21 protein-coding genes and 1 tRNA gene are annotated in these 20,529 nt (G+C 53.4%); 6 read left to right on the top strand and 16 right to left on the bottom strand.

Going from position 1 to position 20,529, the window contains the following annotated elements:
• Positions 1–143: 143 nt before the first annotated feature.
• The 3 genes from BD749_RS10275 to BD749_RS10265 all read right to left on the bottom strand — a co-directional run bounded on the left by BD749_RS10275 (position 144) and on the right by BD749_RS10265 (position 2,633).
• A complete protein-coding gene (locus tag BD749_RS10275; RefSeq protein WP_101444256.1) occupies positions 144–884 on the bottom strand; it encodes a M48 family metallopeptidase in 741 nt (246 codons plus the stop codon).
• Between the two features lie 264 nt (positions 885–1,148).
• Positions 1,149–1,832, bottom strand: coding sequence for a DUF1232 domain-containing protein (locus BD749_RS10270; RefSeq protein ID WP_101444255.1), 684 nt, complete (start codon positions 1,830–1,832; stop codon positions 1,149–1,151).
• Between the two features lie 180 nt (positions 1,833–2,012).
• On the bottom strand, positions 2,013–2,633 hold the full coding sequence (locus BD749_RS10265; RefSeq protein WP_180336378.1) for a C40 family peptidase: 621 nt from the start codon (positions 2,631–2,633) through the stop codon (positions 2,013–2,015).
• Between the two features lie 293 nt (positions 2,634–2,926).
• On the opposite strand from BD749_RS10265, the gene BD749_RS10260 reads away from it, so the two are divergent.
• Positions 2,927–3,304: a hypothetical protein gene (locus BD749_RS10260; RefSeq protein ID WP_101444253.1), complete on the top strand. Its 378-nt coding sequence runs from the start codon at positions 2,927–2,929 to the stop codon at positions 3,302–3,304.
• An 85-nt stretch (positions 3,305–3,389) separates the two neighbouring features.
• On the opposite strand, the gene BD749_RS10255 is transcribed toward BD749_RS10260, so the two are convergent.
• On the bottom strand, positions 3,390–4,025 hold the full coding sequence (locus tag BD749_RS10255; protein WP_101444252.1) for a thioredoxin family protein: 636 nt from the start codon (positions 4,023–4,025) through the stop codon (positions 3,390–3,392).
• Positions 4,026–4,034: 9 nt separating this feature from the next.
• Positions 4,035–4,532, bottom strand: coding sequence for a TlpA disulfide reductase family protein (locus tag BD749_RS10250; RefSeq protein ID WP_101444251.1), 498 nt, complete (start codon positions 4,530–4,532; stop codon positions 4,035–4,037).
• Positions 4,533–4,648: 116 nt separating this feature from the next.
• Here BD749_RS10250 and BD749_RS10245 point away from each other — a divergent pair, with 116 nt between their 5' ends.
• On the top strand, positions 4,649–5,206 hold the full coding sequence (locus tag BD749_RS10245; protein ID WP_101444250.1) for a type 1 glutamine amidotransferase domain-containing protein: 558 nt from the start codon (positions 4,649–4,651) through the stop codon (positions 5,204–5,206).
• Between the two features lie 69 nt (positions 5,207–5,275).
• Here BD749_RS10245 and BD749_RS10240 read toward each other — a convergent pair whose 3' ends face one another.
• The 3 genes from BD749_RS10240 to BD749_RS10230 form a co-directional block, all read right to left on the bottom strand.
• Positions 5,276–5,821, bottom strand: a complete 546-nt coding sequence (locus tag BD749_RS10240) for a DUF6992 family protein (RefSeq protein WP_245869021.1) — start codon at positions 5,819–5,821, stop codon at positions 5,276–5,278.
• A 127-nt stretch (positions 5,822–5,948) separates the two neighbouring features.
• Positions 5,949–6,719 (bottom strand): YceI family protein, encoded by a 771-nt coding sequence (locus tag BD749_RS10235; protein WP_101444249.1) that lies wholly within the window; start codon positions 6,717–6,719, stop codon positions 5,949–5,951.
• A 121-nt stretch (positions 6,720–6,840) separates the two neighbouring features.
• Complete coding sequence (locus BD749_RS10230) at positions 6,841–7,470, bottom strand: porin family protein (RefSeq protein WP_101444248.1); 630 nt, start codon at positions 7,468–7,470, stop codon at positions 6,841–6,843.
• 556 nt (positions 7,471–8,026) lie between these two features.
• On the opposite strand from BD749_RS10230, the gene BD749_RS10225 reads away from it, so the two are divergent.
• Positions 8,027–8,929, top strand: coding sequence for a histone deacetylase family protein (locus BD749_RS10225; RefSeq protein WP_101444247.1), 903 nt, complete (start codon positions 8,027–8,029; stop codon positions 8,927–8,929).
• A 2-nt stretch (positions 8,930–8,931) separates the two neighbouring features.
• Here the strand turns inward: BD749_RS10225 and BD749_RS10220 are convergent, their stop codons facing one another.
• From BD749_RS10220 to BD749_RS10205, 5 genes are all read right to left on the bottom strand, one after another.
• Positions 8,932–9,144, bottom strand: coding sequence for a hypothetical protein (locus BD749_RS10220; RefSeq protein WP_101444246.1), 213 nt, complete (start codon positions 9,142–9,144; stop codon positions 8,932–8,934).
• Positions 9,145–9,167: 23 nt separating this feature from the next.
• Positions 9,168–9,344, bottom strand: coding sequence for a hypothetical protein (locus tag BD749_RS19400; RefSeq protein ID WP_180336377.1), 177 nt, complete (start codon positions 9,342–9,344; stop codon positions 9,168–9,170).
• 39 nt (positions 9,345–9,383) lie between these two features.
• On the bottom strand, positions 9,384–10,052 hold the full coding sequence (locus BD749_RS10215; protein WP_245869018.1) for a methyltransferase domain-containing protein: 669 nt from the start codon (positions 10,050–10,052) through the stop codon (positions 9,384–9,386).
• Positions 10,053–10,065: 13 nt separating this feature from the next.
• The gene (locus tag BD749_RS10210) at positions 10,066–11,187 is read right to left on the bottom strand and encodes a type III polyketide synthase (protein ID WP_101444244.1); all 1,122 of its coding nucleotides are present in this window, start codon (positions 11,185–11,187) and stop codon (positions 10,066–10,068) included.
• Between the two features lie 169 nt (positions 11,188–11,356).
• A complete protein-coding gene (locus BD749_RS10205) occupies positions 11,357–12,469 on the bottom strand; it encodes an NAD(P)/FAD-dependent oxidoreductase (RefSeq protein WP_180336376.1) in 1,113 nt (370 codons plus the stop codon).
• Between the two features lie 158 nt (positions 12,470–12,627).
• Here BD749_RS10205 and BD749_RS10200 point away from each other — a divergent pair, with 158 nt between their 5' ends.
• Entirely contained in the window at positions 12,628–12,996 is a 369-nt protein-coding gene (locus tag BD749_RS10200) for a T9SS type A sorting domain-containing protein (RefSeq protein WP_245869015.1), read from the top strand.
• Positions 12,997–13,067: 71 nt separating this feature from the next.
• Here BD749_RS10200 and BD749_RS10195 read toward each other — a convergent pair whose 3' ends face one another.
• From BD749_RS10195 to BD749_RS10185, 3 genes are all read right to left on the bottom strand, one after another.
• A complete protein-coding gene (locus tag BD749_RS10195; protein ID WP_101444243.1) occupies positions 13,068–13,403 on the bottom strand; it encodes a hypothetical protein in 336 nt (111 codons plus the stop codon).
• Positions 13,404–13,553: 150 nt separating this feature from the next.
• Positions 13,554–13,625: transfer RNA gene (locus tag BD749_RS10190), tRNA-Arg, on the bottom strand.
• A gap of 293 nt (positions 13,626–13,918) precedes the next feature.
• Positions 13,919–15,181, bottom strand: coding sequence for a Pycsar system effector family protein (locus tag BD749_RS10185; protein WP_245869012.1), 1,263 nt, complete (start codon positions 15,179–15,181; stop codon positions 13,919–13,921).
• 351 nt (positions 15,182–15,532) lie between these two features.
• Between BD749_RS10185 and BD749_RS10180 the strand changes: the two genes are divergently transcribed.
• Both BD749_RS10180 and BD749_RS10175 read left to right on the top strand, forming a co-directional pair.
• Positions 15,533–19,342 (top strand): metallophosphoesterase, encoded by a 3,810-nt coding sequence (locus BD749_RS10180; RefSeq protein ID WP_245869008.1) that lies wholly within the window; start codon positions 15,533–15,535, stop codon positions 19,340–19,342.
• An 80-nt stretch (positions 19,343–19,422) separates the two neighbouring features.
• Entirely contained in the window at positions 19,423–20,472 is a 1,050-nt protein-coding gene (locus BD749_RS10175) for a DUF6268 family outer membrane beta-barrel protein (protein ID WP_143741252.1), read from the top strand.
• Positions 20,473–20,529 lie beyond the last annotated feature (57 nt).

Genomic DNA, 20,529 nt, shown 5'->3' with positions numbered 1-20,529 from the left:
TATAAGCAGAAGCGGCCGGGGTGAAAACCCCGGCCGCTTCTTTATTTTTTTAGATACATACAGTAAGAGCAACATGTTCTATACCGCATCCTCGTATCTCTAAGTTCTCGATAGTAGTAAGCGTTCTGTCGATAGGCAGGTGGTTAGTAGATAGAAATGCGGTAAGCCTTAAGTTTCTGATCGAGCGCTTTTGAGTTCGGGCATACCTTGTCGAGCAGGTTCCAGAAGCCCGGGCCGTGGTTCTTCTCGATGGTGTGCGCCAGTTCGTGCAGTATCACGTAGTCGCAGAGCGAGTCGGGCAGGCGCATCAAGTGCAGGTTCAGGTTGATGTTGTTGGTATGTGAGCAGCTGCCCCAGCGCGACTTGGCATTCTTGATGAACACATTCTGGTAATCGAAGCCAAACTTATCGGCAAAGAACTTCACCCGCTCCGGCAAATACGCTTTAGCCTCCTTGCGGTACGCCTCCTCAATCGACTTGCGGATAAACTTCTGCACATCGTTGTCGCGCACATCCTTGTAAGCCGGGTAGAACACGTTAATATAGCCGTTCTCAATCACGCAGCGCATAGTATACTGGGCATGCGTGAGCAGGCGCAAGGTATGGTTGCGGGTCCTGAAGTCGGTGTGGCCGTCGTACAGGGTCACGCGCGCCTCGTGCTGCTTCATGCGGGCCTGGTGCTCCTTTATCCAATCGCTCTTGGTATAGATAAGCTGCTCGGCCTTTTCGAATGAGATGTGGGGAGGCACCGCTACACGAACACCCTTGATGGGGCGCACACTGATGCTAAGACGCTTGGCCTTGTCGCTTCGTTCGATCAGAACCTTCCCGATTCCGTCGATGTGAAGATTAACGGATGTTAGTCGTAGAAATGATGAAGACACCTTGGCTAAAAGTTAAAAATACACAATCATCAGTCCAAATATAGAAAATTAATTCCTTAAGAAACTAATAGCCAAAGGGCTTTTTTCTAAATTTTTTCAAATTTCAGTATTTAAATAGTACTATATTGTGTGGCTGTAATGTATTTTTTTACGCTATGTTATAGCGTTAATTGGCACCTCAAAATAGCCTCTCGTGCGCGGGCAAGGGCATGAAAAAAAGCTGCCTTTACGGGCAGCTTTTCAAAAACTCGTCTTTTAACAGGTTTAGCGGATGTTACCGCCGTCCGGAATGTCATCGTGGGGGTCTTTGGGAACGCGGCTGCTATCGGTTGTGGCTGAGCGCACGATCGGCTCATGGTGGCCTTTTTCGTCGGAGCTGTGGCCCTGCGAAGCACCCTCATGACGAACCTCGGTGGTGCCGGCAGGCTGGTCGCTGTACTTCGGTGTGCCGAAAGAGCTGTCGGCGTGGTGCGGCTCCATCACGTGCACAGACTGCTGGCGCGTCTGGCGCTCTTCGTCCCAGGCCTTGAACCTGTCAAGCTCAGATTTGATGCTGGTCATAAACCAGGCGAGCAGCGTAGCATCGTCCAGGAGGCCGATCACGGGTATAAAGTCAGGTATAAGGTCAATCGGCATCAGGAAGTAGAGAATCACGGCTATGCCGCCCACCAGGGTGGTGTTGGGTATACCTTTGTACTCGCCGTTCACGGCTGCTTTGATCATGTGCGAAAGCACCTGGAAGCTCTCCCATACCTCGGCGGCGATGGTGCCCAGGCTCTTCTTGGCGGTGGCTTTCTTAAAGGCGTCGTTCAAAAGCTTGATCACCTGCGAGGGGTGCTCCAGGTATTTCTCGGCCTTTTTGAGAATGCTCTTAAACAGCGGGCTTTGGGAGATGGTCTTTCCGTCAGGGCTTTGTTGCTGCTGGTTCTGCGTATTCTGGTCTGTCATATAGTGTCTGTGATTTTGTACGGCCCCTTTTGCAGGACCTGTTCGAATCGGGCGCAAGTTGCTCAACTCCTAACAAGCTTCCTATACCTTGCTACAAGTAATTTTGTTCTGTCCTGTAAACGAAAAACGGGCGCCTTTTGCTGCGACCCGTTCTTATATGCTGTTTATAAAGGTATAGCCCTAATCTACGCGGCCTGCGGCGTAGTAGTAGTTGCGGTAATAAGGCTCTTTCAGGGAACTGATCATGACGCCGCCGTTAGTGGCAGAGTGAATGAACTTGTTATCTTTGAGATAGATGCCCACATGAAAGATCGGTTGCTTGGGGCTGCGGCGGAAGAAGACCAGGTCGCCGGTGCGCACACTGTCTTTGCGGATGCGGGTAACGTCGTCGAACATGGAGCGGGAGCTGCGGCTGAGGTCGATGCCGTACACATCGCTGTAAATGCGGGTTACAAAACCGGAGCAGTCGGTGCCTCTTTTGGAGCTGCTACCATAGCTGTAGGGGGTGCCGAGCCACTTTGCCACTGTTTCGAGCAGGTTCTTGTCTTCGCTATAGTCAAGCTTCAGGCCGAGTTTGCGGGAGTAGCGGTGGTAGAAGGCCGAGTCAACAGGCTCGCTCATGTCCATTGGCAGCTGCAGCTCAAGTGCCCTGGCTATGTCCTCCCCGGTCTGGATGGGGTAGAGCATGAGGGTAGCCTTTTCAGCTCCGGCCGGCGTAGGCTCCGGCTTTTTTACATCGTAAAAGAAGGAAAGAGCGATGGAAATAATGGCCAGTACGCTCAGTATGATCGTTTTTGTCATAGGGTTTAGCATGTTTAGCACTGCCATGGCAGCAAACTTTGTCACCGTATGGTTGTAGGATGGTATAGGTTCGTAAATTGTGCTCTATATCCTGCAACCTGCCCGCCAATCACCCGGAATGGCGAACAAGGTAGCAAAAGTAGGTACAATTTTCTAAACTGGCAATATAGCAAGTAGTTGATGCTCACCTGTAACAGGTATAGGATTCACCTAGAAAGGTAGCACGTTCATCCGGCAGAGTGCCTTGCAACGTACATTTCAAGGATCGTTCGGCAGGTATAAGCGATACAAAAATGAAGTATAAAATTGTGGAGAACTCGCCTTTTGCGCGCATCGCCCGCCTGGTGCTCAAGAGCAGCAATGTGGCCATGGTGCTAGGCAAAACGATACACCTGAGCGGCGTCAAGCGCGAAGGTTTTCTGAAAGACAAGGGCTGGCTGGCGCACGAGCTTTGCCATATCCGGCAGTTTCAGGAGTATGGCTTTTTCCGGTTTCTGTGGCTATACTTGCGCGAGTCGATGCGGGTGGGCTACTACAACAACAAATACGAGGTAGAGGCCCGCATTGCCGGCCTGAAAGGAGAGATCGATTTGCCCGTAGCCCAAAAAGCGGACAGCTCGATCAATCCGACCGAGCTGCCTATACCTGTAGATGTGAAGAAAGAAACCTGACAAAGGAATGCTTGACAAAAGACAAAGGACAAAAAACACTGTGGTCTTTTGTCCTTTGCCACAAACTCTATTGTCAAGTTAATGCCTACGCTTCCCGCCATTTAATGGTGCAGCCGATTGCTTTGGTGTTGGGTTGGCTCACGGGCTTTCCGGCTACCAACTCGTCCAAAGCGGCCTCGGCGTACTTCTTCTGCACTTTCTCCGGCTCGCGCGAGTTGTCGTCTATCGTGCCAATGTAGGCAACTTTGAACGTGCCGTCCTGCTGCTTCTGCACTACATACAAATGCGGCGTGCGGGTAGCGCCGTAGGCTTTGGTGATCTCCTGGGTCTCGTCATACACGTACGGGAACGGGAAGTTCTTTTCTTTGGCGCGCACCTGCATGTGTTTGTAAGAATCCTTCGGCGATACTTTCACATCGTTCGGGTTGATGGCAATGATCGGGTAGCCTTTAGGCGCATACTTGTTGTGCAGCTCGATCAGGCGGTCTTCGTAGGCCACGGAGTAAGGGCATGTGTTGCAGGTAAAAGTCACGATAAAGCCCTTGGCATCTTTGTAATCGGCCATCGACACCATCTTGCCATCCACATTCTTGAGCTTGAAGTCACGGGCTGTGTCGCCTACCTGGTAGCCTGAGTTTTCGGAGGCAGGTATAGCCCCCATTAGTACACCCACCAACAGCAGGCAGGCCATGTACAGAAACGGTATGCGGTTATTCTTCATAGTAGTTCGTTATGGTTTATACTTGGTGATCAGTTCCTGTAATTCCTGCTGCGAGATCTCGCGCTCGATAAACTCGTATTGCCCGCGCTTGTTGTTGAAGAACATGGTGGCAGGTATAGCACCCGACCACTTCGGCTCGATGCGGTCGATCCAGGTGTTGCCGTCGGGCTCGTCGAGCAGGTATAGCCGCGACTGCAGGTTGCGCTTCTGCACAAAAGGCAGCACCCGCTTCTCCTTGTCCTGCACGGCATCCATACTCACCAAGATTACCCGCACGGGCTGGTCTTTGTATTCGGCATGCGCAGCCTCAAAATAGGGCATCTCCTTGATGCAGGGCTTGCACCACGTAGCCCAGAAGTTCACCACATACAGCGTGTCGTGCGGTGCCTGCCGCAACTCCTGCAGTTGGTCGAACTTGATGGTGGTAACATTCTGCGCCTGCGCCGCCAGGCTGGCAAGCAGGCTGAGCGAGAGCAGTAAGAACAGGTGTTTCAGGTATACGGCCATAGTATGCTAACGAAATGGGGAAAGGCGCTATTGTGGTGTTTTTCCTGTTAACAATTTGCCCTTTAAATCGTTTTGAATAAACTATACGAATGTTAAACTATAAAAACGAACTTAGAATGGCTAATAATCTGCAAGGTAAAAAGATAGCGATTGTAGTAACCGATGGATTTGAACAGGTAGAACTCACCGAGCCTAAAAAAGCACTGGAAGAGGCCGGTGCCGAGACCCATATCATCGCCCTGAAAGACGGCGAAGTGAAGGGCTGGAACCACACCGACTGGGGTGATAAATTTAAGGTAGACAGAACGATAGACAGCGTGAAGGCCGACGATTACAATGGCCTGCTGCTGCCGGGTGGCGTGATGAGCCCCGACAAACTGCGCGCCAACGAAAAGGTGGTTGGCTTTGTGAGCCAGTTTATGGAGAGCGGCAAACCCGTGGCCGCCATCTGTCACGGCCCCTGGACGCTGATCGAGACGGGCAAGCTGAAAGGCAAGAAAGTAACCAGCTACCATACCTTGAAAACCGATCTGAAAAACGCCGGTGCCGAGTGGGTAGATGAAGAAGTGGTAGTAGACAATGGGCTGGTAACAAGCCGCAAGCCCGACGATATACCTGCGTTCAACAAAAAAATAGTAGAGGAATTTGCCGAAGGCCGCCACGAGGCGCGCTAGACCAGGTATAAAACTGAAAAAGCCGCGCTATACCTGCTGGGTACGGCGCGGCTTTTTTGTAGCTATACCTTAGCCCTGCACCAGCTGGAGTAGTTCCTGGCCCGGGCCTTCCAGCAGCACAACCAGCGTTACATCCAGCACCAGCAGAAACATAGCTTGCAACGTGATCGACTGCCCATAGCCCAGGTACTGCTCCGCCTTTGGAGAGCTCAGCGATTTCTCCTTCAAATAGGCCGCCAGCATCAGAAATGCCAGGTCCAGGCCAATGCTCAGGTATAGGAGCCTCAGGTTCCAGAAGTGGAAGTCTACCGTTTGGGGGAGAGTGCGCGCACCGGCGTCTGCCGACAGGATGTAATATAGCGAACCGCCTGCAATGATCATGTTCACGATGTTCCAGTAAATGTTCATCTGGAAAAAGAAGCGCTTGTTGCGCGACGACTTGGTCAGTTTTATGCTGCTGATCAGGATATTGACGAGAGCCCAGGCGCCCAGTGCCAGCATCCCGAATTTCAGCGTCTCTGCCTGCTTTAAGTTAAATGCCGCTATGGTACCGCCCTGGGCGTTGGCCGTGAGGCTGAGTAGCAAAAGAGGCAGCAGGCAAAGGTATTTTCTCATAATATGTTCACAAATGGTTTGTGTAGGAACGTATTACGGGTGACTTTAGCATAACCGGGGCGGAATAAATGTAGGAACAGTACAATTGCTGTAACGCAACAAGGCGTGTAAGTGTTTGCTGGTTAGTTTATTGTAGGTTTGCCACTATGTCCAGTCCAATATTTACGGCCGGGTAAATCGTCCTGTTCCCAAGCGACTGATCGGAGCCATAGCTGAGCCGCCAGTGGGTGCGGTCGATGTTGAAATTGGCTTTGGCGCGCAGCACGGAGTCCTCCACCTCAATGCGGGCCGGAAAGCTGATGCTCTTGGTGATGCCCTTGATCGTGAGGTTGCCGGTTACTTTGTGATTCGGATCCTTAACGCGCATTTCTCTTGCATTTCCGGCAAAGGCTGGCACCTCCTGCCGCTCGGTGCTGTCGTAGGGGGCAACGGATGTGATCTCGAAAGAAGCGACGGGGTGCTGCTCCACGTCAAAGAAGTCGGCAGAGCGCAGGTGTTTGGTGAGCTTTAGGTTGCCTGCCTCGTCAATCGATTTATCCTCGGACCGAACACCGGTCATGTCGAGTAGGGCCTTACCGCCCTGCAATTTGCCATTGTGCAGCATAATGGTGCCCTGTTTTACGGGGATCAGTCCATTGTGGCGGCCTGTCACTTTGGCGCCGATCCAGGTTACGGAGCTTCCGGCCGTATCGATCTGAAAGGTTTGGTCCGCGTTGAAGGGAGCCAGGTAGTTGATGGCGGCCCCAATCTCCGCTTCGTCTGTTTTCACGGTGGTGTCGCAGGCTACGCCGGCAATGGCCAGCATAACCCACAGCAGGGTATGGTATAGTCGGTGGCTGTGTGTGTTCATATAGGTATAGGCGCTGTGCCCGGCGGCACAGGGGTGGTTTCCTTGCATTAGTAAAATACGGTATACGGAGACAAAGGGCTGAATCAGAGCTTACCAGGCTTGGGCCTGAAACAAAACAGGGGCCTGCTGTCAGGTCCCTGTTTTGGAGAGGATGAAGTGGCGCTATACCTTAAAAACCGAGGCCCAGGTATACCTGAAATACACCGTGTTTTATATCCTGGTTTATCTTTTGCCCCTGGTTTGTTTCTTTGCGAAGGTCCTCCACCCCCAGGTTGTAGCGGGCTCCCAGCCTGAAAACGCTCAGACGCGCCTCCGCCCCTGCCGCGACGCCATAAGCAAAGGTGTTGAGCGGCTCAATGTTTACCTCCGTGTCTTCCTCCTTCGCCGACATCAGGATGCCAACCTGCGGGCCAAAGTGCACACTCACAGTCTCGGTGATATTGAACACCGCCAGAATAGGTACTTCCAGGTAGTCGAAGCGGAAAGTGGAGTCGTTGCGCTCGATGCCCTTGCGAGAGTAGAGCGCCTCGGGCTGTATGGAGAATGTGTTGCCAAGCGAAAACTGGGTATACACACCGGCGTGAAAAGTAGTAAGGCCGCTGAAGTCGCCCAACACGTCTTTGTCGCTGCCACGGAGAGTGGCAAAGCTCACACCACCTTTTATACCAAAGCCAGAATTAGGGCCGGTGCCGCTGAACAGGTTATGGTTCTGCTGTCCGGCTGAGGGACCATATTCTGATTGAGCAAAGGTGTTTATTGAAATCAGGAGGGCGATAATAAAGAGTAAGGGGCTTTTCATGGGTTGTGGTTTGTGTTGCTATTTTTAGGTGCTAAGACAAAATAGGTCTTTTATCTATGAATAACTATATATCGTTTTTGAGAAATGAAGGTTGCATATGCGTGGATGCTTAGGTGTTAGGTATGGATTTTGAGCTGCGCCACAACAGATTAGCAGCAGATCTAAATTGGACTGCTCCAGGTCTTGTCACCTCTGGTGTAGGGGGTAGTTGAGGAGGCGGGAGCTTAAAATTTACCTGAAATTAACATAGAGTTAACACGAAACGGTGGATAATTCACCATAATCAACATAGTTATCCACATTTTTCCACATGCCGAATGTGCATTTGTGGGCAACTATATAGGGTTACAAGAATTTATACACCGGTGTGCATAGGGTGCTTTACATAATGTTGTCTGATCGTAATTGTACTGAAAATCAGTTGGAAGCGTGTCGTTTAGAGATAGTGTAACTGGCACAGGTATAGGCGGCGGCGGAGTGGTGCAGCTGCTTGCCCGTACAGAAAAAGGCGACGGTGGATAAACCAGGCACCGTGTATAAGTGTTAATTTTGCACAATGCTAAAAATTGCCTGGTCCGAGATATTCGCACATTCCTTACCCGAAGGCCACCGTTTCCCGATGGCCAAGTACGACCTGTTGCCCGAGCAGCTGCTCTACGAAGGCACCATCACCCAAGATAACCTGTTTGCTCCCGAGCCGCTTGCCGAGCAGTACATCCTCGACACCCACGACGCCACCTACTGGCAGCGCCTGCGCGACCTGCAGCTAAGTCCGTCGGAGATTCGAAAGACGGGCTTTCCATTGTCTGAGCAACTGGTGCAGCGGGAGATTGTGATCATGAACGGCACGGTGCAGGCGGCCCTGTTTGCGCTGGAGTTCGGCATCGGCATGAACATAGCCGGCGGCACACACCATGCCTTTACGGATAGGGGAGAAGGCTTCTGTTTGCTCAACGACATAGCTATTGCCGCCAATCATTTGCTCAGGTATAAGGGAATCAAAAAAGTGCTGGTAGTGGACCTGGACGTGCACCAAGGCAACGGCACGGCACAAATCTTCCGGGATGAGCCGCGGGTATTTACCTTCAGCATGCACGGGGGGCACAATTACCCTTTCCACAAAGAGCAGTCGGACCTGGATGTGCCACTGGCAGAGGGTACTGATGATAAGACATACCTGAAACTACTGGGCGAGCACCTGCCACGGCTGCTAGATGAGCAGGAGCCGGAGTTTGTGTTTTTTCAGTCGGGGGTGGATGTGCTGGCTACCGATAAACTCGGGAAACTGAGCATGAGCATCGCCGGTTGCAAGGCCCGCGACCGCATGGTGCTGGAGGCCTGCGTACAAAACCGTATACCTGTGGCGGTGAGCATGGGAGGTGGCTACTCTAAACAGATCGCACACATTGTAGAGGCGCACGCCAACACATTCCGGCTGGCGCAGCAGCTTTTCTTCTGATCCTAAGGCCTGGACTTCAGCTTGTCATCTTCACTCTTGCCCCGGGCACCTGGCAGTATCAACTTAAGCGCAATGTAAATGATCGGGGCCAGTACCAGCACCAGGATGATGAACAAAACAGCCTTGAGCACCTTCACGAAAAGAGAGATAACCAGGGCTGAAATAATGATGGACACTACGAAGAGAATCCAGAAGTTAAGCGTGCTTTTGTTCATGTCAAAAGGATTAAGTGAACGGTTTAGCTATACCTGTTGCGGGCGTGCCGCAGCACTAGGTAAACAGCCGGTTGTAGCGTAGCGATCAGTGCAAGAGCCAGCCATACATTGGTTACAAGTTCACGGGACCAGGCGAAATAAAACGCCGTGGCAGCCAGCACTACCGAAAGCAGGTAAGGCACATTGATCCGTCGCATCATAAGGGAGTTGCTTGGTATACCTTGTTAAGATACGAATTGTTAAGCTTTTTTCAAAAGCAGCTGCCACCGGAAAGCCCACATCCAGCGCAGGCTATATTGTTCTATACCTGCCGCTTGCACCAGGTGGCCCAGTTCGTCCCGCTGGAAAGCCCGCCACACCGAAAGCGGCGCATCATGCTTCACCAAATGCGAATCAGAAAAGAGCCGGGTGAGCAGTTTGATGGAATGGTAGGCAAACCAGTGCCGGTGCAGGTCGTTGATGATCACGGCTATACCTGCCTGCCGGTGCAGCTGCCGAAACATGTGCACGAGCTGTTCATCCGTAAAGTGATGGCAGAACAGGCTGCATACGATAATGTCGTATCGCTGATGCTGAAAGCTTTCTGAGAAAACATCGTGCTGCTCCAACTCTATTTCCGGAAAGCCACCGCAGCGCTGCCGGGCGTACTGCACCATAAAGCTGTTGGCATCTATACCTGTAAGCTGCAGTTTTATGTTTTTGCGGCGGGCCCACTTGGCGATGTGACGCAGCGTGTCGCCTCCTCCGCAGCCGATGTCAGCCAGGCGCAAGGGCGGACCTGTATACCCTGCCAGCAGCTGCTCCAGCGCATCGAGCACCACCTTATACCCGCCCAGCCAGGTATTGATCACCTCCAGTTCTTCGAGGTTGCGCCGCAGCTCGTCCCCCGACAGGCTGAGGTCGTCCATTAGTTCGGCTTGGTTAGACCTTTGCTTCAGCATAATGCACTTTCAGTAGCATCGATTCCAGGGTAAGGCCCGGGCCAAAGGCAAAACTCAGCACCGGTTCGTCTTTTTCTTGTGTGGTCAGGCTGGCCATTAGCTCCTTCAGCACAAACAGCACCGTAGCCGACGACATGTTGCCGAACTCGTGCAGCACCCGGTAGGCAAAGCGGTTGTCGTCGCGGGTCAGGCCCAGTTCCTGCTCTATCACCTCCAGTATGCGGCGGCCGCCGGGGTGAATGGCAAACAGCTTGATCTCCGAAACAGTAGTGCGCAAGCCCTGCAGCAAGCGATCGGTCAGCTGCTTGATACCATTTTTGATCAGGTCCGGCACGTAAGAGGAAAGGGTCATCTCAAAACCGGTGTCGCCGATGTGCCAGGCCATTTCACGCTTACCGGCCGGGGCCAGGTCGCAGTGAAAAGACTGCAGCTCCAGGCTCACCTCCTGGCAGGGCTGCCCTTGCATGAGCACGGCCGCCGCCCCATCGCCAAACAGCGCATTCGACACCAAGTGGTCCTGTTCCGAGTTTTTCTGGAAGTGAATCGTGCAGATCTCGGTGCAGACCAGCATGACACGGGCATTCGGGTCGGCTTTGCAAATGGCATCAGCCAGTTTAATCGCATTGAAAGCTGCATAGCAACCCATGAAGTTCACAGCCGTGCGCTGCACGCAAGGGTTCAGCTCAAGCCGCTCCACCAGCTCAATATCCAGACCCGGCGCATACATACCCGTGCAGCTCACCGTGATCAGGTGGGTCAGGTCCTGGAGCTTAGCGTTGCTCAATTGCTCCAGGCAGTTGCGCACCGCCTGTTCTGATAGGTCGAGGGCGTGTTTGCGGTATACCGCCATGCGCTGCTGTACCGTCGGGAAGGGCTCGAGGTCGTGTGTGTTGGGAAAGAAGGTATAGTCGCCGTTTTGTCGGGTAAAGTCCTGAAGCACGCTGTAGCGCTGCCCTATACCTGATACGCGGTAGAGTGCTTTGAGCTTGCGGCTCCCTTGTTCATCGAGTTGATGGGCCGCTGCCATAAAGTCGGCCACCTGCATCTGTGGGACTTTGTGGGGCGGGTTAGCCGTGCCGATACCGCATATATAGCTTTTCATAAGCCGGTGAGTAGAGTGTGTGTCATACGAGTTCTTTTGCCGTTTTGCTAAGCCACGACAGGTATAGCGACAACAAGCGGGGGTGTTTTAAGTTTACCTATGCCTGAAAATGGTGCGCAGGTGCAGGTATGGAATTAGTACGCAAGCGGACGTTTTTAAGATGTAAGGATCAGAAAGGCTGGCCGTGTGTTTGGCGCATGATGAGGCGCACGGCTGCCGGCATATAGCGGAGCGTACCTACTGCCACCTCCGATAGCAGCGGGCTGCCAAACAAGCGCTGCACGGCACGCCCTAGCCGGAGCCGCTGCGCAAACTGCTTTTCCCAGGCTAGGGTATAGCCCCTCTCCAGCGCCTGTCGGTTGCGGCCGTTTTCGAAATAATGGACTACCTGCTCTGCCGCCAGCTTGCCTGCATGGATGGCCATGGCCATACCGTTGCCACAAAGCGGCGTGATCATGCCAGCCGCATCGCCGCACATCAGCATGTGATTTTCCACGCAGGTTTTGGTGGCAAAGGATATCTCGTTAATTACCTCCGGCTGCTCATACAAAAACTCAGCCTCCTGAAAAATGCGGCGCAGGTGCGGATTCTGGTGCAGGATGGCTTTTTCCATGGCAGGTATAGTCCCATACCGGCGCAGGTTCTCGCGGGTGGTCAGGTAGCAGAAGCAGTAACGGCCGCCTTCGATGGCAGATATGCCGGCATAGCCATCCTGGAAGTTATGCAGCGCGATGAGGTCGGTAGGCATGTCAAGGCGCAGGTGGTACTTCACGCCAATGTAGGGCGAGCGCTTTGAGAAGAAGGAGCGACTGAGCTGCCGGTCGAGCGTGCTCCGCTTGCCGTAGGCCCCCAGCACTACTTCGGCCTGCAAGGTGTCGCCGTCGGAAAGTTTCAGTGTAAAATGATCAGCTGCGAATTGAATATCCTGTACCGCCGTCTGCTGCCGTACCTGCACCCCTTTAGCCACGGCGACCTGGTAGAGGTAATGATCGAGGGTATAGCGGCTAACGCCAAAGCCTCCCAGATCGAGCGGTGACTCCAGCACGACGCCTTTAGGGGAGGTAAGTTGAAAGCGGGAGATCGGAGCGGGGTTGAGTGGTGCCGGGTCGGCTCCGATGGCACGCAGGTACGGCAGCACTTCGTTGGAAACATACTCTCCGCAGACCTTATGCAGCGGGTAGGACTTTTTTTCGATCAGCGTTACGGAAAGCCCTTGCCCGGCCATTGCAATTGCACTGGTCAGTCCGGCGAGGCCTCCTCCGATAACGGCTATCTGCATCATTGATATACAATATTTTTTAAGTCCAAAAAAACTTTCCACTATTTAGTGAATGCATCCGATTTGATGCGTAAAATGCAAGAACAAATTATCTCTCCGGACGTTAACAATATGGAACAACTTTTGTATATACTCAGAAGGACAAGATCTTAATTTTCAATATGAAGCAAATTATACTTACACTCTTTTTCTGTGTGGCAGTTTTACTGGCGCAGGCCCAGGTACGTGAGCCTGCTCCGGTGCAGACCGATCCAAAAAGCAAAAGCCTGGAACAGCAGGAAAAAGAAGTTGCCATTTATCCTAACCCCAACAACGGGGTTTTTACGATTTCGTTTGCCCAGCTCGATGCGCGGCAGGTGGAGTTGCGTATTTTGAATGTGATCGGAAACGAGGTGCACCAGGAGGTGATCAGCCGCCCGGACATTCAAACGACTAAAACCATCGACCTGACCCGTCTCGCCAAAGGGCTGTACTATGTGAAGATAGAAGCTGATGGCTACAGTTCTGTAAGAAGGGTTGTAGTAAAATAAGGGAATATACCTGAAACGACAAGGGCCGCGCTGCATGCAGCGCGGCCCTTGTCGTTTCAGGTATAGGCAGTTTATTCTGGCAAAATGGCCTTGGATACGAAACCGGTATAGGCAGCGGTGTCGCGGTGCACGCGGGCTTTCACAAACACGGCATCGGTTGTGTCGAGCACCTGTATAAGCTGGGTGGTGTCGAAGTGCAACAGGCTGCTGGCCTGAAAGCTGGCCGTTCTGTATACCTCGCCGCCGATCAGGGGCCTGGTTGCGTAGAGCACATCGGCAGGAAGTTGCCCTGTTTCGCTGGCCACGGTGGCCTCAGAGCCGTCCACCTCTGTACTCCTTTTCTCGCTGTTACAGGCGGCCAGACTGGCGAAAAGGGCCAGCAGGCATACAGTTAAAGTTGTTTTCATGGTGCTTAAGAGTGGCTTCAGCTACAATATAGAAAATAAAATATGAAATCGGAAATATAGTGCCGTGGCGAAGTAACTCAGACTCTTTGTATTAAGTGGAACTGAAGGGAGATTAGTTCCTCAAAGACACCAAAAAATGGTTTTTAAAAGTGGCCCTGTCAGGAATCGAACCTGAATCTAGAGTTTAGGAAACTCCTATTCTATCCATTGAACTACAGGGCCTTGCTGATGGGGTACCTTTTTTACTGACGCAGCGCTTCGCTGACTGTCTTTGCAAAAGTGCCTTGTACTTTGTGTTACCAGTCCTTCGGAAGTAAAACGTAGTAGGGCGAAGGTTGATAGCAGATGATGCAAAGATAACTTTTATGAATACATCATAAAAGCTGTCTTAGGCTGTAAATGGCATCGGCTGGTAAAATAACCTTGTCTGTCTTTTGTCGATGCTTATCAAAGACAGCGCCTAGCAGCAGTATTCAGGTGCTTTTTGTAGTAACAGCAATCTTTATACCCTGCAGCTAAGGAGTCTGCTCCTGCGAACTCTGTTCTGGTGTGGCTGGGTTCTGCAAAACGGAATCTGTTAATGGTGCGTCGTAAAGGGCAATGGAGATGCCGAACGCGATTACGGTCAGTATCAGCCCGGCCATAAAAATGGAGTAAGAAATGCGCAGAATCTTGTATTTGCGGCTAAGCACCTCACCCAGGTAATAGATGTCGGTGATCATGTTGGTGTAGAGCGACTGCTTGTCGCGCATGATCTCGTGCATGCCGTTCTGAAAATCCTCGAGCGGTATGTTGGTGAAGTTGCCGAAGAAAAGCAGGTTCACCTTTTTGCTATTGATCTTGTTGCGCTTAAAAGAGAAACTCGTCACCTCGGGCTGCGCCGAGATAATGGCGAAGATGACTGAGCCCAGCGTGGTCAGCAGCAGCATGCCCACCGGTATAAGCAGCGAGCGGTGCTGCGCAAACTCAGCTCCCGTAATGGAGGTCTTAGTGCTTAGGTAGGTGATGATCACGGACATGATGATGGCGTTGAGGCTGATCATCATGTTGGCCTTGTTGTCGGCAATGGCGCTCAGGTTGAGGTGCGTGCGGTAGGTGTTGCGAAACATGGTCTCGATGCCGCGCTTGGGTTGCGCCAGTGTCTCGCGTTGCTCCTTTTCCTCCTTCTTCAGCTTCTTCGACTCTTTCTGCAGTTGGTTGCGCTGCTCCTGTATGTTCAGGCCGAGCTGACCGGCATATTTGTGCTGGGCTTTTGCCGTGTAAAAGGAAGTGGACAACAGGAACTCCATCTGAAACTGCGCCCACTCCTGGTCTGTGAAAAACTGGTCTTTAAAAATCTCCCACTCGACACGCAGCAGTTCGGCGGTGGCAAAAAAAGTCTCCTTGCCGATGTTGGCCATGTCGGCATCCACGATAATCTCCTGCAGCAGCGACTCAGGCTTCCGGCCGTGCTTGGTAGCCAGGATGCACTCATTTACCCGGGCAATGCGCTCTGGCGGGTACTGCTTATCCTGGAGCCATGCGGTGGCGTAGCGTATGCTTTCCTCTTCGTGACCATCGTAGGCCTTAATATAGCCCGTGTCGTGAAACCAGGCGGCCAGTTGCAGGTCCTGCAGTTCTTCAGGGCTTATGCCCGACATTTCCCCCAGTTGCCGGGCTTCGTTAGCGGTCTCAAAGGTGTGTTTGTAATTGTGGTAAACAAGCTTTTTGGACAGCTGTTCCTTAAAAAGCCTGAAAACGTATTCACTGGCTTGCTTGACGATATCTTGTTCTTCCATAACGGTGCTTGCCGCTATTGTCAGGGAGCTCTGCAATTGGTGCATAGTTGTGAGCGGCGGTTGAAAGTGGTGCTAGTATTCTTTTGCCGTTACGGTGAATACCGCTTTTTGTTGATAAGCGCGGCTGTGATGCGCACAATGCGCTATATAGTAAAGCAAAAACTTAATACAGCCGCCCTACGTTATTTATCTCAGCCCTGCCCCAACCCTGACAGCACGCATGGGCTACAACTACCATGCACCACCAAACCCAACCGTTGCTTTCGGTCCTTGCCGGCCAGTACCAAGCCTTATGTCGTTACCGGCCTGTATGCTTTCGCTAGACAGGACATCCCGTACACACAGAACTTTATGAAAAACCATATTCACCTGACCTCTCTCATCCTGCGTTCCCTGGCTGTGGGCATCTTCCTAGTGCTCGTGCAAGCCTGTGCCACCAAAAAACCTTACTACAGCCGCGATGTGCTTAACTGGCAACAGACGGAGCCCAAATCCGACAACAAAGTAAATTACACTGTTTTCCTGATCGGCGATGTGGGCGCGCCCGACCTGAAGCAGCAGGAACCTTCGCTCAAGCTCATGAAAAAGCAGATGAACGAAGCCGGTGCCCAGAGCGCGACCATTTTCCTGGGCGACAACGTGTACCACAACGGCCTGCCCGAACCCGGCCGCTACGACCGCGAGGTGTCAGAGCAGCGCCTGAATGCCCAACTGGATGTGCTGCGCGGCTACCAGGGTGAAAAATACATGATACCCGGCAACCACGACTGGAACCACAGCGGCCGCGGCGGGCTGGAGTTTGTGGTGCGCCAGCAGAACTACGTGAACGAATACCTGACAGAAGAGGGCATTGTAGTGGGCGGCGATTTTTACGTGCCTGGCGACGGCTGCCCGGGTCCTTATGAAGTGAAGATAAGCGACGACCTGGTACTGATTGCCCTGGACTCGGAGTGGTGGCTGCACCCCTGGGAGCGCCCGTATGGTGCAGGCAGCAACTGCTGGGCCTCTACGGAAGCCGACTTTCTGGTGAAACTCGAAGACATCATTGAAAAACACCAGGGCACGAACATTTTGGTGGTGGCGCACCACCCACTGTTTACAAGAGGTAACCACGGCGGTTTCTTCACGCTTACTGACCACGTCTTTCCGCTTACCATGCTCCGCGACTGGATTTACCTGCCGCTGCCTGTCATCGGCTCCATTTATCCGTTCGCCCGCAAGTATGGCGGCATTTTGCAGGATATTCCGCATCCACGCTACAATGCCTACATCGAGGGGTTGCTGAACATATTCGACAAGTACGATAACATTGTGTACGCCGCCGGGCACGAGCACTCGCTGCAGCACTACAAGCACAATAAACTGACGCACATTGTCAGTGGTTCGGGCTGTAAGATCCAGCATGTGAAAGGAGGCGGCAACGCCATGTACACCCACCAGATCAAGGGTTTCGCCAAGCTACAGTATTATGACAACGGCGAGGCTTGGGTAGAGTACTGGGTGCCGGAGGGCGATGGTTCGGAGGGCACCATGACTTTCCGGACGCCGCTCTATGCCAAGGAGCCACGCCGCAAGCGAGCAGCCATTGTAGATGAGACCAACTACGCCGACAGTACCATAGTGGTAGCCGCCAACGATAACTACAAAGCCAAAGGCTTGCGCCGCACCATGCTAGGCGATCACTACCGCCGCGAGTGGGCCACGCCGGTGGAGGTGCCGCTGCTGGATATGCGCAACGAGTTGGGCGGACTAACGCCTTACCAGAAGGGGGGCGGCAAACAAACGGCCTCTCTGAAAGTACGCAATCCGGATGCCCGCGAGTACACCCTGCGCACCGTAGACAAGGACCCCACAATGGCCTTGCCGGAGTACCTGCGCCAGACCGCAGCCAAGGCCCTGCTACAGGATCAGGTATCGGCCCAGCACCCTTACGGCGCACTGGCTATACCTAAACTGGCCGACGGAGCCGGCGTGTTCCATACCAACCCCAAGCTGGTGTATATACCCCAGACCCCATACCTGCGCCAATACATGGACGAATTCAGCAACACGCTGGCCTTTCTGGAGGAAGATGCCGACGAGAACCATGAGGACGTGGAGAGCCTGGGCTTTGCCGAAAACCTGGTGGGCACCGACAAGGTGCTGAAAGAACTGCGACAGGACAACGACAACAAATTAAACCAGCAGGAGTTTGTGCGCGCCCGACTCTTCGATATGCTGGTGGGTGACTGGGACCGCCACGAGGGGCAGTGGCGCTGGAAAGAGGAGAAAACCGACAGCGGCAAGGTATACATTCCGGTGCCCGAAGACCGTGACCAGGTGTTTTTCAAAGCTGACGGGATTATACCCTGGCTGGCTACCCGCAAGTGGGGAGTGCGCAATGTCCAGAACTTCAGCCACGACTACCGCGACATTGTGGGGCTCAACCTGAGTGCACTCACCATCGACCGCACCTTCACCTCGGCCATCACCCGGCAGGACTGGATCCGCATTGCCAAAGAGATACAGGCCGGTGTGACAGACCAGGTGATCGAGGAAGCCATTAACCAGTGGCCGGAAGAAGTAAGAGCTATATCGGGAGAGGATATAAAGGCGAAACTGCGCTCTCGCCGCGACAAGCTGCCCCAGGCGGCAGAAGCCTATTACGAACATATTTCGGAGATGGTGGACGTGGCTGGCAGCGACAAGCATGAGCACTTTGTGATCGACCGGCTGAACGACGACGAAACACACCTGACAGTCTACAAGATCAACAAAGAAGGCGTGCTGCGCGACACGCTCTACAAACGCACCTTCTATACTTCCGAAACCAAGGAGCTGCGCCTGTACGGGCAGCGCGGGAAAGATAAATTTGAAGTGAACGGCGACGTGGGCAAAGGTATCGTCGTGCGCATCATTGGAGGCAATGACGAGGATGTGATCACCGACAACTCCCGCGTGACCGGTCAGAAGCGCCATACCGTTGTGTATGATACAAAGGATGGCAATGTGTTTAACTTCGGACCCGAAACGAAAGACGAAACCAGCATCAGTCCGGATGTGAACTTCTACGACCGCGACAACTACAAACTGCCTTACCTGGGGCCGCGACTGTCGCTGGAGTATAACGTGGACGATGGCCTGTTTGTGGGAGCCGGCATTCTGGCCCGCACGCATAAGTTCCGCAAGTCGCCTTACGCAACGGAGCACCTGCTGGAGGGGAACTATGCCTTTTACACCAACTCATTCAATGTGCGCTATACCGGCGATGTGCGGCAGGTGTTCGGCAACTGGAACATCGGTTTGAACGCAGGTATACAAGGACCGCAATACCAACGCAACTTCTACGGCTACGGCAACGACACCCGCCAGCAGGATGGAGAGGATGACTCCTTTTACCGTGTCCGGTTTAAGCGGGTGAACGTGGGCGCAAGCCTCAACAACAACCTGGCGCCTTTCTTTAAGATAGGGATAGGCCCTACCTACGACCGCTTCCGGGTGGTGAACTCTGAGCAGGACACCTATCTGGTAAACGAAGCGATTAACGGCCGGATGGAGCCGGGTACTTACGACTTTGAGCAAAATCGCTTCGAATCGCAGCACTACGTGGGCGTGACGGCCTTTGCCGATATGGATGTGTTGGGTGAGGGCAACCTGAAGAACCCACGCATCGGTATGCGCCTGCACAACCGCATGAGCTACAATAAGCAGATCGACGGCGAAGGGCTGAGCTATACCCACGTAAGCTCGGAGTTTGCCTTCTACCTGACACCGAACTTCCCGTTCCAACTCACGTGGGCGGGTCGCCTGGGGGCGGCGCATAACTTTGGCGATTTCCGGTTTTACCAGGCCAATACACTCGGCGGCATGGACAACATGCGCGGCTACCGCCGTACCCGTTTTGCCGGCCGCAGCGCGATCTTTGCCAATGCAGAGGCGCGCCTGTCGCTCTTTGACTTTAACCTATACCTGACGCCGGGCCGGATGGGGGTGCTTGGCTTGTATGACGTGGGCCGCGTGTACCAGGATGGGGAACGCGAGTCAGCCTTCTTCCGCAGTCTGCATACAGGTGTAGGGGGTGGCGTATGGGCCGATATCATGCAAAAGAACGTGATCGTGCTGACCTATGCCAAAGGCGATGTGGACAGGCTGTGGACATTAAGCTTCGGCTTTTTATTCTAAAAGCACCGAAAGACGTATAGCAAAAAGTGCCGGATTTAAGGCACTTTTTGCATTTGTACCCTTGTAAAGAACACCAAACTATGAAATTAAACCTACCAGGATTACTCCTTATACCTTTGCTCATGCTGGGAGAACACGCACTGGCACAGCAAACAGAGCAGGACCTGACGGATGTGCAGAAACAAACAATAGAGTATGCCAGCCCCGGCGTCAGGGGCATGGGCAAAAGCCGGGGCATTGTGATCGGCTACGAGCGCCTGCCGCAGTTCGACATCGAGTCGGAGTCTGACAACCCGGAGGTGGGCGACGGACGGGCGCGTGTGCGGCGGCACAACAAGTTTTTTGTGCGGGCGCTGGCCCCTGTCATGAACAAGCCGCAGACCAAACTGATCCTGGGTATAGACCATAAATTTGAGGAGTTCAACTTCGAGGACGTATCGCCGGCCTCTTATAGCCTCTACCGCAACCTGGAAGACAAGAACCTGAAGAGCCTGGGGCTGCAACTGGCCTTGTTGCACTCCTTCGATGAGGTGCGTTTTATGCTGGTGCGCGCCAAAGGCGAGCTCAACGGGGACTATACCCGCGACAACGTGAACGTATCGGACTACCTGAAAACCACCGTGGACCTGGCCTATGGCTGGAAACGCAGTCCAGACTTTGCCTGGGGCGTGGGCCTGCAGCTCGGCTATACCTTCGGGCGGCAGCGCATCTACCCGGGCATTATGTACAACCGCACCTTCAACGACCGCTGGGGCGTGGAGTCCATCTTTCCGGCCAACCTGCGCGTTCGCTACAATGTGTCGGAGAAAACGCTGCTCTACACAGGCTATCGCATTGAGGGTGCCAGCTACAACCTCTATGCCGACGAACCGCCGCTCGCGCAGTTCAACGACGTGGAGCTGCGTCGCACCGACATCAAAGGCCTGCTGCGCCTGGAGCAGGAGATCTACGATTTTCTGTGGTTTGCCGTGGAGGGCGGTTTCCGGCAGTACTACCGCCACCGTGCTTTCGACGATGTGGGCTCGCGCGATGAGCTGATCACTAACAAACTAGCCGGGGCAGGCTACATTGGCATTGAGCTCTACGCCGTGCCACCCCGCAAATTGCTGGAGCGCAGCCAGAACCGCTAACGCGCCAAGGTATAGCAACGACAAAGCCCGACTCGCTGGTATAGCGCGTCGGGCTTT

It is taken from the genome of Pontibacter ramchanderi (genome assembly GCF_002846395.1).
Classification (GTDB): Bacteria; Bacteroidota; Bacteroidia; order Cytophagales; family Hymenobacteraceae; genus Pontibacter; species Pontibacter ramchanderi.
This window is presented reverse-complemented; position numbering and strand designations above follow the sequence as displayed.